The organism is Kitasatospora sp. NPDC057940, assembly GCF_042887425.1.
In the GTDB taxonomy this organism is placed as follows: Bacteria; Actinomycetota; Actinomycetes; order Streptomycetales; family Streptomycetaceae; genus Kitasatospora.
Window position 1 is genome coordinate 711,152 of the sequence record NZ_JBHVPH010000001.1, and the last position, 13,898, is coordinate 725,049.

The window sequence follows — 13,898 nt, forward strand, 5'->3', positions numbered from 1 at the left end:
CGCCCTCCGTGACACCATCGAGTGACACCGTGTCCGGTTTCGTCCCCACACCGTGTTGACGTGGGGGTGTACGGACGGAGCCCGCCGGACCAGGAACGGTCCGACGGGCTCCGTCGTGTCGGCTTGCCCGCCGGTCGACCGACCGGCAGGGCGCGCCGTGCTCAGCTGCTCAGACGGGCGCCCGAGCTGGTCGAGAACACGTGGGTCTCGTTGGCGATCGGCACGACGTGGATCGTCTCGCCACGGGCCGGGATCTGCCGGCCGTGCACGCGGACGACCAGCTCCTTGTCCTCGCCGCCGATCTTGGTGGTGCCGTACACGAAGCCGTCGGAGCCGAGCTCCTCGACGACGTTCACCGTCACCGCGACACCCTCGATGCCGCCCGCCGGGACGATCTCGAAGTGCTCCGGGCGGATGCCGACCGTCACCGACTTGTCGGTGCCGGCGCCGGCCAGGTCGTCGCGCGAGACGTTGACCACCGAGCCGCCGAACTTCACGCCGCCGTCCACCAGCGGCACCTCGACCAGGTTCATCGCGGGCGAGCCGATGAAGCCGGCCACGAACAGGTTGGAGGGCTTGTCGTACATGTTGCGCGGGGTGTCGACCTGCTGGAGCACGCCGCCCTTGAGCACCGCGACCCGGTCGCCCATGGTGAGCGCCTCGGTCTGGTCGTGGGTGACGTACACCGTCGTGATGCCCAGGCGGCGCTGCAGGCCTGCGATCTGGGTACGGGTCGAGACGCGCAGCTTCGCGTCCAGGTTCGACAGCGGCTCGTCCATCAGGAAGACCTGCGGCTGGCGCACGATCGCGCGGCCCATCGCGACACGCTGCCGCTGACCACCCGACAGCGCCTTCGGCTTGCGGTCCAGGTACTCCGTCAGGTCGAGGATCTTCGCGGCCTCCTCGACCTTGGTGCGGATCTCCGCCTTGTTCACGCCGGCGATCTTGAGCGCGAAGCCCATGTTCTCGGCGACGGTCATGTGCGGGTACAGCGCGTAGTTCTGGAACACCATGGCGATGTCCCGGTCCTTCGGCGGCAGGTGGGTGACGTCCCGGTCACCGATCCGGATGGAACCGCTGTTGACGTCCTCCAGACCGGCCAGCATGCGCAGGCTGGTCGACTTGCCGCAGCCCGAGGGGCCGACCAGCACGAGGAACTCGCCGTCCGCGATCTCCAGGTCCAGCGCGTCCACCGAGGGCTTGTCCGCCCCGGGGTAGACGCGGGTCGCCTGGTCGTACGTGACAGAAGCCATGGTCGTTCTCTCCTTCACCGGCAGGAACGTGCCGGACGATCCGAGTAAAGGGGCGGTCGTTCGTCTCCGTCAGCCCGACCAGTGGTCTGAACCACCTCGCGAACCGACTCCGGGCGACGCTACCTGCGCCTCCGTCGCTTGTCAGCCCCCAGCCCGCCCGATTTCGGCATCGGTTCCATCACACCCACCCACCCCGCCAACCCCCGGATATCCCCCCACCCCACCTGCCGGGCCCGGTAGACTGCCCCCGGTGCCGCCGTGATCCCTCGCGGACGGTCACCGTGCCTCCTTAGCTCAGCTGGCCAGAGCACCGCTCTTGTAAAGCGGGGGTCGTCGGTTCGAACCCGACAGGGGGCTCGCAGTGTGAAGGGCCAGCTCGCCCGGGTGATCCGGCAGGGCTGGCCCTTCGTCGTTGGTGCGGTGCGAGGCCCGGTGGTGTGGGGTGGTTGGTCAGCTGGGTTCGGGTGTGGATTCGGACGGTTCGCCGGGTTCGGCCGGGTCGTCGGACTCCTCCGATTCCTCCGGGTCGTTCGGGGGGCCGGAAAGGGCGGGCTCGCTGCTTTTGTGCCAGGTTGCCGTCACCTTCAGGCTGGCCTTTCCGTCGACTCCGGTCACCGCGCTGACGAGGACTCCCGTCTTGACGGAGAGCTCGATTCCGAATTCGAGTGTGAATTCGTCGGGGGCGGCCGCCCGGAGGCCGGATCGTACGTTGCCGACCACGGTCTGGAGGGTGCTCGCGAGGTCGTCCAGCTGGTAGCTGGGGCGGCGCAGGGCGACGTCCCTGGGGCCGCGCTGTTCCTCGATGCGGGCCCAGAACGTCCCCTCGGGCGTCACTACTTGGACAAGCTCTGACATTTCTCCTCCAAGGGGTGTCGTTGCCGGGGTCGAATTGCCGGAAAACCGGTGTCCGGCCCGGGTCGTGGGCCTATCCTTCTTCTTCGCGAGGGGAACTGTATCGGGCGCCGAGGGGTGGCAGGCCATGGATATGGGACAGCGGGCGGCGGGTGCCGAACGCATCTACCTCTCCGATGTGGAGCCGCACGCGGCGGCGCCGATCGACCGGGCCTCGGACCTGCGGTCGCGGGTGCTGCTGCACGTCCTCTTCGCCGACACCCTGCTGATCGGCGACTCGCAGGGCCTCAACAACAGGTACTTCCGGGCGCTCGTGGACGCCGAGGAGGCGCGGAAGGTCCGCTGGTCCCCGGGGACGGCGGCGCTGTCGGACTTCGGCGCTCTCCTGGAGGCCGGCCGGCTGCGGGTCGCGCTGCGGGCGGGCGGGACCCTGCACCGGATCAGCGACGGCCACCGGGCCGAGGGCGTGGAGAACGCGCCCGACGTCGCCTACGTGGAGCGGCTGACCGGGGTGTCGTCCGCGCACACGGTGCCGTACGACGGGTCGGCCGTCGCCGCCGCGTTCAAGTCCGGTGTCCTGGCGCGGATCGAGGCCGCCGAGCGGGACTTCGCCGGGAGCGCGCGGGAGGCCCTCGAAGCCGCGCGGGCCTGGGTCGCCGAGCAGGATCCGCTGCTCTACAAGCAGCTCCGGGACTGGCTGGCCGGCTACCGGAGCGCGCACCCCGGGGGCAGTGCCGAACTCGTCCTCGTGCTCCAGTCGGTGGACGACTGGGCCGGCGAGTCCTACCGGCGGGCGCTGCCGCAGGCCCTGGGCGTCGGCATGGCCGGCCCGCGCGACGGCGAGGGCACCATCCCGGTCTTCCGGAGCCGGCGGCTCGTCGAGTACGCGGGGTTCCCGGCGGTGATGCTCGACAACCTGCTGCTGTCCCAACTCCCGGTGGAGGTGGTGTTCGAGGCGATCGAGCAGCCCTCCCGGGTGGCCCTGGTCGCGGAGTTGGGGCGGCTGCGCCGGGGGATCCAGCCGGACACGGCGGTGCTGCGTTCGGCGGTCGAGGAGTTCAGCTCGTGGACGCTGGAGGCGTTCGAGCGCACCTTCCGCCGCGTCGGGGGCCTGGCGTGGGAGCACCTGCGGGGCGAGGTCCGGCTGATGCGCTTCGGGCTGGACGAGGACCCGGTCGCCGGTCGGCTGGGGGCCGGCCTGGAGGTGGTCTCCCCGGCGGCCGACGGTGTTCGCGACCTGTCGCTCCACGTGGTGAACGGCCCGGGTGCGGCGGGCCCGGATCCGCAGCACCGGGCCCATCCGCGGCCGTTGCGCGAGCTCGACCCCTTCGAGCGGGTGGTCACCCTCTGACGGTTCCGGTCCGCGGGTCGGGGTGGGCCTGGAGGAGGGCGAAGGCGGCCAGGGTGACGCCGCAGGTGATCCGGCCCTGCCGCAGCCAGTGCGCCATCAGGTCGGGGGAGACCCAGACCGGGTCGGTCACCGATTCCATGGCCTCCGGGCGGGCGGTGGTGGTGCCTCCGGGGAGCACGGTGGCGCGGCAGACGTGGATGCCGTTCTCGATCAGGCCGGTGTCCGCGTGGATCAGGCCGAGGCTCTCCACGGTGGAGGCGACGAGGCCGGTCTCCTCCCTGAGTTCGCGTGCGGCGGCCTCCTCCGGGGGTTCGCCGGGCTCGCAGCCGCCGCGCGGGAACTCCAGCGAGGCGGCGCCGACCGGGTAGCGGTAGGAGGGCACCAGCGCGATGCCGTCGGGGCCGGTCGCCACCACGACGACGCCGGTCTGCGACCACTGCCACCGGAGGTAGTTGCCGGCCGTGCCGCCCGGGGCGACGACCTCGTCGTTGTAGAGCCGGCCGAAGCGGTTCCCGAAGACCTCGACGGCCTGGCGGCGTCGGATCGGGGCGGGTGCGGCGAGGTCCTGAGAGTCCGTGGGCATCATGCTCCTACCTGCCGTCGTAGGGCCGCAGGTGGCGGCGGCCTCACCTGCCATGATTGCCCATGGTCGCCAGCTGCTCCACCCAGTGTGCGCGCTCGTCGGTGAACTCGGTTATCTCCGAAGAGAGTTGGACCAGCATCTGGAGCGAGGACCGTTGTGCGGCGAGCCGTTGCCGGTCGCCGGGCGGAAGGGTGGCGCGCAGTTGTGCGGCCTCGCGCAGTGCACGGTACGCCTCGTCGTCCCGTCCGGCCCGGACGAGGCCGATCGCGTGCCGGTGCAACGCCTCCGGGAGCCTGGCCAGGTAGCGGCCGGGCTGCTGGTCGGCGAGCTCGCGCAGCAGCGCGAGCGCCCGGTAGCCGGCCGCCACCGCCTCGACGGGCCGGCCGGCCAGTTGCCCGCACCGGGCGAGGAGTTGGAGGCAGGTCAGCAGGGTGTCGTCCTGCCGGGCCCCCGATTCGGCCTCCTCGCACAGCTCGACGCCGTGCGCGGCCGCGTCGAGGGCCGCGCTCACCTGGCCGTCCTCCATCCGCACCAGGGCCAGGGTGCTCAGCGCCGTCGCGGTGTCCAGGAGGTACGTCTGGCGCAGGGTGTCGTCCTCGTCCGCCCCGGCGAGGAGTTCCTCGTAGCGGGCGACGGCCGACCTGGCGTGTTCGAGCGCCGGTTCGGTCCGGTGGGCGCGGTGCAGCAGGAGGCTCACGTTGTGGAGCGCCCTCGCGTACTCGGGGAGGTGGCGTCCGGTCTGCCGGACGAGGTCCCGGCTGAGGCGGACGGCCTGCTGGGCGGCGGTCAGCGCCGAGTCGCCGGGCCGGACGCCGTCCGAGGGGAGGACGCGAGGGGTGAGTCCGTCCGAGGCGAGTACGCCTGGGGCCAGTCCGTCCGCGGCCGGCCCGTCCGGGGCGGTTTCGTCGAGCCGGAGGCTGTAGCTGATGAGGCGGCGCAGCCTGCGCAGCTGGTCCTCCTCGCCGAATTCGGGGTCCGGCTGGTCCAGCAGGCGCTTCAGGACCAGCGCCGCCACCGGCGACAGGCTGGAGGGGTAGCCGGGCAGCCGGCTCTCGACGGCGGCGAGGACGTCCGGTTCGCACGCCCGTACGGCGGGCAGCATGAGGGCCGCCAGCGGTTCGGCGTGCGGCAGTACGGCGCCGTTGGCGGCCAGGGCCGGAAGGAGCGCGTCGGGCCGCTCGGCGATGCTTCGGGCCAGTGCGGCGTCCAGGGCCGGGTGGGCGGGGTGGTCCACGACCCGCCCCACCCCGGTGCAGCCGCGGGCGCGGGCGAGGATCTCCACGGTCTCGGTGGCCGCCGCGATCCGCTGCTGCGGCGAGGCGGGGTGCGGCGGGTCCAGCAGGGCGAGCAGGTACTCCTCGGAGCGTCCCGAGCTCTCCGGCGTGCTCAGCACCCGGCGGACCAGGATCTCGCCGATCCGGCTCGGGCCGACGGGGGCGACCAGGCCGTCCTCGGCCGGGTAGAGCATGCGCAGGAGGGCGGTGACGACGTTCATGTTGAGGGGCGGATGGTGGGGGAACGCCTCGGCCCTGACCCGTTCCAGCAGGGCGATCAGCCCGTCCGAGCGCCGCCCGGGGGCGAGGACCGGGACGAGGAGGAGCCCTTCCGCCAGGAGCCGGCCGGCCTCGCCGGCCAGGGCCGGCTCCGCGGGCAGCCATGCCGTGAGCTGCGCGTGCCAGACCCGGACCTCGTGGTCGCAGAGCCGTTCCAGCGGATCGCCGTGCCCGGACCAGGTGCTTCCCCGGGCGAGGGTGAGGACGGCGTCCAGCGCGAGTGCCAGCACGCCGAGCAGTGAGTCCTCGCGCCCGGCGCGCGAGGGGAGGCTCCTCGGGACGGGCAGGCGGTCGTGGCCGAGTCGTCGGGCGAAGACCTCGAAGGCCGAGACGACCAGTGCGGCGGGCGAGGAGTCCCCGGTGGCAGTGGTGGCAGTGGTGGCAGTGGTGGCAGCGGTGGAAGGGACGGAGGCGGCGGAGGGGAGCGTCCTGGGGAGCTCCACGACGCTGGCGTCGGCCAGCGCCCAGTCGTCGACGCCGCTCTGCAGCGCCCGCCAGAAGGGCTCGGCCGTGCGGGCGAGCAGCAGCAGGCGCAGCCGGGGCTGCTCGGGTCCGAACCGCGAGACGTGGTCCACCAGGGCGCGGATGTCCTCCAGCCGGGCCTGGGCGTAGTCGAAGACGGCGAGGACCGCCAGACCGTCGTCGAGGGCGGTGGTCAGCTCGTCCAGCCACCCCGCCCCCGCGAGGCTGCTGCGCTGCACGAAGCCCGCGAGCCAGCCGTCCTCGGCCATCAGCCGGCACAGTTCGGCGGCGAGCCTGGTCTTGCCGGAGCCGCCCGGCGCGTGGAGCAGGCGCAGCAGCAGCGGGGTCGCGTCGGCGCACCAGGCCCGCAGTTCGGCGAGTTCCGGGCGGTCCACGAAGGGCATCGCGCCCTGCGTCAGCAGCTGGGCGGGGGTCGGCCGGGGTGTCTGGCGGGGGCGGTGGTGCCCGTACGCCCCGAAGAGCCGGACCTGGCGCCCGGCCCGGTCCATCGCCAGGTCGTACCAGGCCGTGCCGGGCCGGTGGCCGAGTCCGTTGCGCCGGGCCAGTTCGGGGAAGCAGGCCCGTACCGCGTCGACGGGGACCATCCAGCCGCCCAGGACGGCCGTCTCGTCGCGGGAGGTCTTGAGCACTCCGCACACCCGCCCGGTGGCGGGGTCGAGCACGAGGCCGCCGCTGAACCCCTGGACGACCTGGTCGCTCCTGAGCCGGACGAAGTGGCCCGCTTCGCCGGAGCGGCCGACGACGGAGAGGTACAGGGTGTCCCGGTGGGTGCCGGCGTCCAGGGTCGCGTCGCTGAATCCGTGGACGATCACGTCCGAGCCGCCGGGGGGCACCTGGTCGGCGAGCCAGACGCCCGCGGTGTCCAGCGGTTCGGGGAGCCGGAGCACCGCGAGGTCCGGGTAGGCGTAGATGCCGCCGTCCGGGTCCTGCCGCGGTTCCCGGGCGACCACCTCGGCCCGGAACGTGCGCCCGTGCACCGTCACCGTCGGGTGCGGGTCGGAGCGGACGACGTGGGCGCAGGTCAGCACGGTGTCGGGGGCGACCAGGAAGCCGGTGCCGGAGCTCTCCGCGGTCTCGATCAACACCGCTTGTTCCGTGGCGAGTCGGCTGACGGCCTCCCGGCGCCGCCGGGTCTCGTTGTCGGGGATCACGCGGGGTCCCTTCGATCGGGGGTGCCAGGGTGTCGTGCCCGGCCGTCGGAATCCGGTGACGGAGGTGTGCCGGGACGTAGTTGACGCAGGGTCCAGCCGTGGGCGCCGGGGGTCAAGGGGGCGGTGTGGGCGGTGAGGAGTTCGGCGGCGCGGCGGTAGGAGAGGCGGGCGCGGCCGGTGTGGGGGCAGCGGTCGGGGGCGGGGGTGCCGGCGGGGGCGCGGCGGTCGGTGAGGAAGAGCGGGCCGGCGGTGCGGCCGGCGACGAGGAGGGGGAGCAGCCGGGCGGTGCCGCTCCGCCAGTGGACGGGGGTGCGGCCGGGCCGGTGGAGGGTGCGGTGCCGGGGCAGGTCGAGGTGGTCGGTGTCGAGGGCGAGGACGGTGTCGATGGCGGCGCCGGACTCGTGGAGCAGGTGCCAGAGCGACTGTTCGCGCAGGGGCGCGCGGAGGGCGAAGAGGGCGCGCAGGTCGTCGGGGGCCAGGGGAGTGGCGGTCGGTCCGGGCCGTGGGGCGGGGTGCAGGTCGGTGGTGGGGTCGTCGTCGAGCCAGCGCTGGGCCCGCCACCAGGCCACGGCGGCGCGCAGGGTGGAGAGTTCGCGGTTGAGCGTGCGCGGGTCGGTGTCGGTGCGGCGGCGGTCGGCGGCGGTGCGCAGGCGGCGGGCGGCGTCCGGGTGGTCGAGCAGGGCGAGCGGGAGGACGGGCGGCCGGGCGCGCCGCCGTTCGGGGCCGGTGGGGGCGGGGCGGTCGGCGAGGGCCCAGGCCCAGGTGTCCAGGGCGATCCGGTAGATCCGCCGGGAGCCTTCGGCGAGCCCGGAGGCGGCCAGGTAGCGCTCGACGGCGACGGCGTACTCGACCGGGGGGAGCTCTGCCATGGCGGGGCCTCTTCCGCAGTAAATCAACTCGGTCCGGACTCCTCAAGGTTATCCACGGAGCGCAGTAAATCGCAGGTGAACGGCCATATTTGAGGCCGTTTACTGCGGCAGTCGGCAGAGCGCGAAATATTGATGCCGAAAGACTCAACTTTTCCCCGGGAAACCCTTGAACGCCGTTCCCGTCCGGAGGCAGACTGCCGCCCATGGCAGTGGATGTGGAACGGATCCCGGCCCGCCGCCGGCGGTGGGGAGACCGGCTCGCCGTGCTGGGCGAGCGCGATTTCGCGTGGTTCTTCGTCGGCTACTCGACCTCCCTCCTCGGCTCCTCGATGGCGCCGGTGGCGGTGGCCTTCGCGGTGCTCGACGGCGGTGGCGGCGGAACCGACCTGGGGTGGGTGATGGCGGCCCGGATCCTGCCGGTGGTGCTGGTGCTGCTGGCCGGCGGGGTGATCGCGGACCGGTTCGGCAGCCGCCGGGTGATGCTGGGCTCGGACGTCCTGCGCGGGCTCGTCCAGGCGGTGTTCGCCGCGCTGCTGACGGCCGGGCGGGCGCCGGTCTGGGCGATGGTCGCGCTGGTGGCGGTGTGGGGGATCGGGGAGGGGCTGTTCCTGCCGGCCCTCGGGGCGATCGTGCCCGGCCTGGTGCGCCGGAAGGAGCTCCTGGCCGACGCGAACACCCTGCTGGGGCTGGCCCGTTCGGTGGCCACGGTGGCCGGGCCCGCGACGGCCGGCCTGGTGACGGCGACGCGGGGCCCGGCGGTGGTCCTGCTGGTCGACGCGGTGACGTACGGCGTCGGCGCGTTCGCCCTGGCCAGGCTCCGGCTGCCCGACCGGGCGGCGGACGCGGCCGGTGGCGAGCAGTCGATGCTCGCCGAACTGCGGGCCGGCTGGACGGAGTTCGCCTCCCGGCCGTGGTTCTGGATCACCACCGTCCAGATGGGCCTGTTCAACCTGCTGGTCTGGGCGCCGTTCCTGGTGCTCGGCCCGCTCACCGCGCAGCGGGACCTCGGCGGCGCCCGGGCCTGGGGCCTGGTGATGGGGGTGTACGGCGTCGGCGCGGTGCTGGGCGGGCTGGTGATGCTCGGGCGCCGGCCCGGGCGGCCGCTCGCGGTGGCCACCGTGGCCACGCTGGCCTGGGCGCTGCCCTCCGCCGCGCTCGCGGCCGGTGCGCCGCTGCCGTGGGTGGTGGCCGGCGCGCTGGCGGCGGGGGTCGGCTCGGCGGTCAGCGGGACGCTGCTCAGCACGGCGATGCAGAGCTGGGTGCCGCCGGAGGTGCTCGGCCGGGTCAACTCCTTCGGGGCGCTCGGCGCGTTCGTGCTGGGGCCGCTCGGGCTGGCGGCGGCCGGGCCGGTGGCGGACCGGATCGGCGTGGCCGAGGTGCTGCTGCTCGGTGCGGTCTGGCAACTTGTGGCCGGTACGGTGGTGTTGGCGGTGCCGGCGGTCCGGAACCGCCGCTGGGAGGGGAACCGGCACGGCGAGGACGGGCGCCCGGGCGAGGACGGGCGTCACGGCGACCAGGAGGGCGCGCCCTGACCCGCGCCGGTCCGACCTCCCCGTGATCCGCCGACCACCCGCCCCCGAACGGCTCCGGGGCGCACCCCCGGCCCCGGTGCGGCCCACCGCGCCCGGCCGGCTCCGGAGCGCGACCAGGTCCGGCCGTCGCACCCCCGCCGCCCGCGGCGGGCGCCGCGGCCGGACCGGTCGTACGGTGGAGGGAGTGGGGGTGGACGGAGGAGGTTTGACCATGCCCGGTTCGCTCACCATCAGCCACCACGAGTCTGCGGCCACCCTGGACCGCACGGACGCCGAGCGGCTCGCCACCGTACTGGCGGAGCTGGCGTACCTGCTGGAGATCCCGGGGCCGAACCGGATCAACGACGCGCAGCTCACCCTGCTGTGCGAGGGCCGGGCGCCGGACCGCGCCGAGCTGTCGCACTGGTCCCGGGCGCTCGCGGCCGAGCTGAAGGGGCGGCGCTGACGGCCCCGCTGCCCGCGCCGCGGCCGACGGTTCCGGTGCCCGCCGACGCCGGAGGCACGCCGCCCCGCCCGCCGTACGATGGCGTGCGGGGCGGGCGGACGTCGTGCGCCCCGCGGGCGCCGGGGTGGCCGGCGGCCGGTCCGGCGGAGGGCGGGGGCCCGAGCGTGCCGCAGTCCTGGTCGATGTCCTGGCTGACCGTGGAGACGCCGCTGCCCAGCGGCCCGATGCACATCGCCGTGACGCCGCTGGGTGTGGCGGCGGCCGGGTACGGCGGGCGGGAGGGCGAACTGCCGCCGTGCACCGACGCGTCGAAGACCGCCGCCGTCCGGGACCGGATCGGCGCCTATCTGGCGGGCCGCAGCCGTGAGTTGGGCCTGCCGATCGACTGGAGCCTGAGCTCCGGCCCGCACCGCACCGTGCTGCGCACGCTCTGGCAGGAGGTGCCGTACGGCCGGACCGTCACCTACGGCGAACTGGCAGCCCTCAGCGGGGTGTTCGAGGACGTGGCCGAGCCCGGCCTGGCGGCGCGGACGGTCGGCCAGATGATGGCCGCCAATCCCGTCGCCCTGCTGGTGCCCTGCCACCGGGTGGTGGCGGCGGACGGGATCGGCGGCTTCGGCGGCGGCCGGGTGGGGATCGACGTGAAGCGCTGGCTGCTCACCCTGGAGGGCGTGCTGGAGCCGACGCTCGACTGGAACGGCCCGCTGTAGCACCGGGGTTGCCGTCGGTGCGGCCGCACCGAGATCCGCGAGCCGAGAGCCCCGCACGAGCCGCCCGCCGTGGCGTCCGGGCCGCCGTCGTCGCGTCCGGGCTACCGCTGCCGGACGAGGGAGACCGGGGCGGGCGCCCGGCGCTGCTGCACCGGCTGGATGCCGGAGACCAGCGTGTACTCGACGCCGTGCACGTCCGGATCCACCCCGGTGGGCTCCGGCCGTTCGCCGAGCGCCAGCCGGACGGCGTCCCAGGGCAGGTTGAGGCCGCACAGCCGCAGCTGGTGGAGCCCGGCGGCGGGCCGGGTGTTGACGTCGATCACCACCGGTCGCCCGGCCAGTTCGCGGAACTGGATGTTGGACAGGTACGCCATCCGGCTCGCCCCGACCAGGCGCCGGACCGGCTCCAGGTACCGCGGATCGGTGGTGAAGCCGCGGCGGCGGCCCGCCTTGGTGCGGCCGACCACGGTGAGCGGGTGGCCGTCCCGGTCGGCTAGGCAGTCCACCGAGACCTCCGGCCCGTCCAGGTAGGGCATCACCAGCAGGTCGACGGGCTCGTCCCGCTCGCCCCCCGGGCCCGGTCGGGCGGACAGGGCGGCGGCCACCTGCTCGACCTGGACCCGGTGGTCCCAGCCGTGCAGCCGCCGCGGCCCGTACGGCTCCCGGGTGAGCACCCGGAAGCCCGCGCCGCCCGCGCCGGTGGTGGGTTTGAGGCAGGCGGTGTGCCCGGCGGCCTCGATCCGGTCGACGGCGTCGAGCAGTTCGTCGGCGGTGCGCACCCGCCACCAGGGCGGGGTGGGCAGTCCGGCGGCGGCGATCGCCCGGTAGCCGTCGGCCTTGCTGGTGTAGGTGGCGACGGCGGTGGCCGGCGGGCAGAGCAGGGTGGTGCCGATCGCCTCGAACTCCGGCCGGGCGAGGGCGATGGCGAGCTGGTGCAGCTGCGGGAGGAAGACGGTTATGGAGTGCCGGGCGCAGTAGTCGAGCGCGTAGCCGACGTAGGCGTCGGCGGGCAGGTCGGCGGGTTCCAGGGCGCCGTGGTCGGCGGCGGCGAGCACCGGGGAGTCGGGGTCGGCGTGGGTCGCGTGGACCGCCACCGGGCGAGGGGCGGTGCGGAGTTGTTCGATGAAGAAGACGTTCTCGGCGTAGGTGCGGTTGAGCCAGACACGGACGGGGGCTGTCAAGACTGCCTCCCAGGGCATGGGGTGACGAAGGGTCAGGGCTCGTGGTCGGCCGTGCTCGTCAACTGGCCTGGCGGCCCTGTGAGGTGGCACCTTAGCGGCCGGCTCCCCGGGCCCGGACGGGAGGGGCGCCGGGTGCGCGGGCGTCAAGGGGTGGCGACGGAGGGGGTGCCGATGGGGGAAGATGGGAGGCGGTATTCCCGATAAGTTCGAATAATCAGTCGAACAGATATCGATCGGGTGATCCAGTCGTACTATTTGTTCGGTTATCCCGAACCACTCGAACGAGTGATTGCGGCATGCACCCGAATGGGCCCACCATGAAGCTGCAACATGAATGCGCAAGGCGACACTTCATCGGGCATGCGAAGGGCTCCCCCTATGTCGACCGAAACCAATGCCGGTGTTCCCGCGCCCAGCGCGCAACCGGAGATCCGGCAGCAGCAGAGTCTGAGCACGGCGGGTGCGCGGAACCTCGCCACGACCACCAAGTCCGCGCCGCAGATGCAGGGCATCAGCCCGCGCTGGCTGCTCAGGACGCTGCCCTGGGTGCAGGTGTCCGGCGGTACCTACCGGGTCAACCGCCGTCTGCGCTACTCGGTCGGCCGCGGTCGGGTGAGTTTCGTCAAGACCGGCTCCGAGGTGCGGATCGTCCCGCCGACGCTGGCCGAGGTGCCGGTGCTGCACGGCTTCCAGGACGAGGCCGTCCTGACGGAGCTGGCCGGGCGCTTCGTCCAGCGGGAGTTCGCCGCCGGCGACGTACTGGTCTCCGCCGGTTCGACGATCAACGAGGTCTTCCTCATCGCGCACGGCAAGCTCGAACGGCTCGGCACCGGCAAGTACGGCGAGGAGACGGTGGTCGGCACCCTCGCCGACGGCGACCACCTCGGCGACGAGGCCCTCCAGCAGGAGGACGGCACCTGGCCGTACACCGTCCGGGCCGCCACCTCCGGCACCGTGATGGCACTCTCCTGGCCCGCCTTCCAGGAGCTCCACGACCGCTCCGAGGCCCTGCAGCTGCAGGTCATCGAGTACCTGAACGGCTTCCAGCAGGCGCAGAACAAGCACGGCGAGGCCGCGATCGACCTCTCCGCCGGCCACCAGGGCGAGTACGAGCTGCCCGGCGCCTTCGTGGACTACGAGCTCAAGCCCCGCGAGTACGAGCTGAGCGTCGCGCAGACCATCCTCAAGGTGCACTCCCGCGTCGCCGACCTCTACAACCAGCCGATGAACCAGACCGAGCACCAGCTCCGGCTGACCATCGAGGCGCTGCGCGAGCGCCAGGAGCACGAGCTCGTCAACAACCCCGAGTTCGGCCTGCTGGAGAACGCCGCGTACGACCAGCGGATCCAGACCCACTCCGGCCCGCCCACCCCGGACGACATGGACGAGCTGCTCAGCCGCCGCCGCGGCACCAAGATGTTCCTCGCCCACCCCAAGGCCATCGCCGCCTTCGGCCGCGAGTGCAACAAGCGCGGCCTCGTCCCCGGCACGGTCGAGGTTGAGGGCAAGCACGTCACGGCCTGGCGCGGGGTGCCGGTCTTCCCGTGCAACAAGATCCCGATCAGCGGCGGACACACCAGCTCGATCATGGCGCTGCGCGTCGGCGAGGACAACCAGGGCGTCGTCGGCCTGCACCAGACCGGAATTCCGGACGAGTACCAGCCGAGCCTTTCGGTGCGGTTCATGGGAATCGACGACAAGGCCGTCATTTCCTACCTGGTCAGCGCCTATTACTCCGCCGCGATTCTCGTCCCGGACGCGGTCGGCGTCCTGGAGAACGTGGACGTCGCGCAGCGCTAGGCGCTGTCCGGGGCGCGGCTCCGCCATTCCGGCCGGGCGCGCGATATCCGGGCACGCGCCCAGGCCCGGGGCCGGGCACCGACCGACCGGAGCCGGTCGGAATTTCCACGCCGCCCGGCCGGGGGACCCACACCC

General features: G+C 73.5%; 11 protein-coding genes and 1 tRNA gene. 6 read left to right on the top strand and 6 right to left on the bottom strand.

Annotated features, from left to right (window positions below):
• Positions 1–161 precede the first annotated feature (161 nt).
• Positions 162–1,253, bottom strand: coding sequence for an ABC transporter ATP-binding protein (locus ACFVTF_RS03080; protein WP_371518237.1), 1,092 nt, complete (start codon positions 1,251–1,253; stop codon positions 162–164).
• Positions 1,254–1,536: 283 nt separating this feature from the next.
• Here ACFVTF_RS03080 and ACFVTF_RS03085 point away from each other — a divergent pair.
• Positions 1,537–1,610, top strand: a tRNA-Thr gene (locus tag ACFVTF_RS03085).
• Positions 1,611–1,703: 93 nt separating this feature from the next.
• Here ACFVTF_RS03085 and ACFVTF_RS03090 read toward each other — a convergent pair.
• Positions 1,704–2,108, bottom strand: a complete 405-nt coding sequence (locus ACFVTF_RS03090) for a CU044_2847 family protein (RefSeq protein WP_387808200.1) — start codon at positions 2,106–2,108, stop codon at positions 1,704–1,706.
• 124 nt (positions 2,109–2,232) lie between these two features.
• Between ACFVTF_RS03090 and ACFVTF_RS03095 the strand changes: the two genes are divergently transcribed.
• Complete coding sequence (locus ACFVTF_RS03095) at positions 2,233–3,456, top strand: hypothetical protein (RefSeq protein WP_387808203.1); 1,224 nt, start codon at positions 2,233–2,235, stop codon at positions 3,454–3,456.
• On the opposite strand, the gene ACFVTF_RS03100 is transcribed toward ACFVTF_RS03095, so the two are convergent.
• Genes ACFVTF_RS03100 through ACFVTF_RS03110 form a run of 3 tightly spaced genes read right to left on the bottom strand, consistent with a single transcriptional unit; the run spans position 3,446 to position 8,095 of the window.
• The gene (locus tag ACFVTF_RS03100) at positions 3,446–4,039 is read right to left on the bottom strand and encodes an NUDIX hydrolase (protein WP_387808206.1); all 594 of its coding nucleotides are present in this window, start codon (positions 4,037–4,039) and stop codon (positions 3,446–3,448) included. The two genes, ACFVTF_RS03095 and ACFVTF_RS03100, sit on opposite strands and share 11 nt — an antisense overlap.
• A gap of 43 nt (positions 4,040–4,082) precedes the next feature.
• Entirely contained in the window at positions 4,083–7,226 is a 3,144-nt protein-coding gene (locus ACFVTF_RS03105) for a trypsin-like peptidase domain-containing protein (protein ID WP_387808209.1), read from the bottom strand.
• A complete protein-coding gene (locus tag ACFVTF_RS03110; protein ID WP_387808211.1) occupies positions 7,223–8,095 on the bottom strand; it encodes a hypothetical protein in 873 nt (290 codons plus the stop codon). The genes ACFVTF_RS03105 and ACFVTF_RS03110 overlap by 4 nt, the downstream gene beginning before the upstream one ends.
• 203 nt (positions 8,096–8,298) lie before the next feature.
• Here ACFVTF_RS03110 and ACFVTF_RS03115 point away from each other — a divergent pair, with 203 nt between their 5' ends.
• The 3 genes from ACFVTF_RS03115 (at position 8,299) to ACFVTF_RS03125 (ending at position 10,782) form a co-directional block, all read left to right on the top strand.
• A complete protein-coding gene (locus tag ACFVTF_RS03115) occupies positions 8,299–9,627 on the top strand; it encodes an MFS transporter (RefSeq protein WP_387808214.1) in 1,329 nt (442 codons plus the stop codon).
• Between the two features lie 211 nt (positions 9,628–9,838).
• Positions 9,839–10,072, top strand: a complete 234-nt coding sequence (locus tag ACFVTF_RS03120; RefSeq protein ID WP_063348809.1) for a hypothetical protein — start codon at positions 9,839–9,841, stop codon at positions 10,070–10,072.
• Positions 10,073–10,236: 164 nt separating this feature from the next.
• Positions 10,237–10,782: a methylated-DNA--[protein]-cysteine S-methyltransferase gene (locus tag ACFVTF_RS03125; RefSeq protein WP_387808217.1), complete on the top strand. Its 546-nt coding sequence runs from the start codon at positions 10,237–10,239 to the stop codon at positions 10,780–10,782.
• A 101-nt stretch (positions 10,783–10,883) separates the two neighbouring features.
• Here ACFVTF_RS03125 and ACFVTF_RS03130 read toward each other — a convergent pair whose 3' ends face one another.
• On the bottom strand, positions 10,884–11,963 hold the full coding sequence (locus ACFVTF_RS03130) for an ATP-grasp domain-containing protein (RefSeq protein ID WP_371518269.1): 1,080 nt from the start codon (positions 11,961–11,963) through the stop codon (positions 10,884–10,886).
• Between the two features lie 378 nt (positions 11,964–12,341).
• On the opposite strand from ACFVTF_RS03130, the gene ACFVTF_RS03135 reads away from it, so the two are divergent.
• Positions 12,342–13,763, top strand: coding sequence for a family 2B encapsulin nanocompartment shell protein (locus ACFVTF_RS03135; RefSeq protein ID WP_387808220.1), 1,422 nt, complete (start codon positions 12,342–12,344; stop codon positions 13,761–13,763).
• Positions 13,764–13,898: the final 135 nt, after the last annotated feature.

Coding starts and splice junctions, on each gene's coding strand:
- ACFVTF_RS03090 (WP_387808200.1), bottom strand. CDS start 2,108: ATGTCAGAGCTTGTCCAAGTAGTGACGCCCGAGGGGACGTTCTGGGCC.
- ACFVTF_RS03100 (WP_387808206.1), bottom strand. CDS start 4,039: ATGCCCACGGACTCTCAGGACCTCGCCGCACCCGCCCCGATCCGACGC.
- ACFVTF_RS03110 (WP_387808211.1), bottom strand. CDS start 8,095: ATGGCAGAGCTCCCCCCGGTCGAGTACGCCGTCGCCGTCGAGCGCTAC.
- ACFVTF_RS03115 (WP_387808214.1), top strand. CDS start 8,299: ATGGCAGTGGATGTGGAACGGATCCCGGCCCGCCGCCGGCGGTGGGGA.
- ACFVTF_RS03135 (WP_387808220.1), top strand. CDS start 12,342: ATGTCGACCGAAACCAATGCCGGTGTTCCCGCGCCCAGCGCGCAACCG.
- ACFVTF_RS03095 (WP_387808203.1), top strand. CDS start 2,233: ATGGATATGGGACAGCGGGCGGCGGGTGCCGAACGCATCTACCTCTCC.
- ACFVTF_RS03120 (WP_063348809.1), top strand. CDS start 9,839: ATGCCCGGTTCGCTCACCATCAGCCACCACGAGTCTGCGGCCACCCTG.
- ACFVTF_RS03080 (WP_371518237.1), bottom strand. CDS start 1,253: ATGGCTTCTGTCACGTACGACCAGGCGACCCGCGTCTACCCCGGGGCG.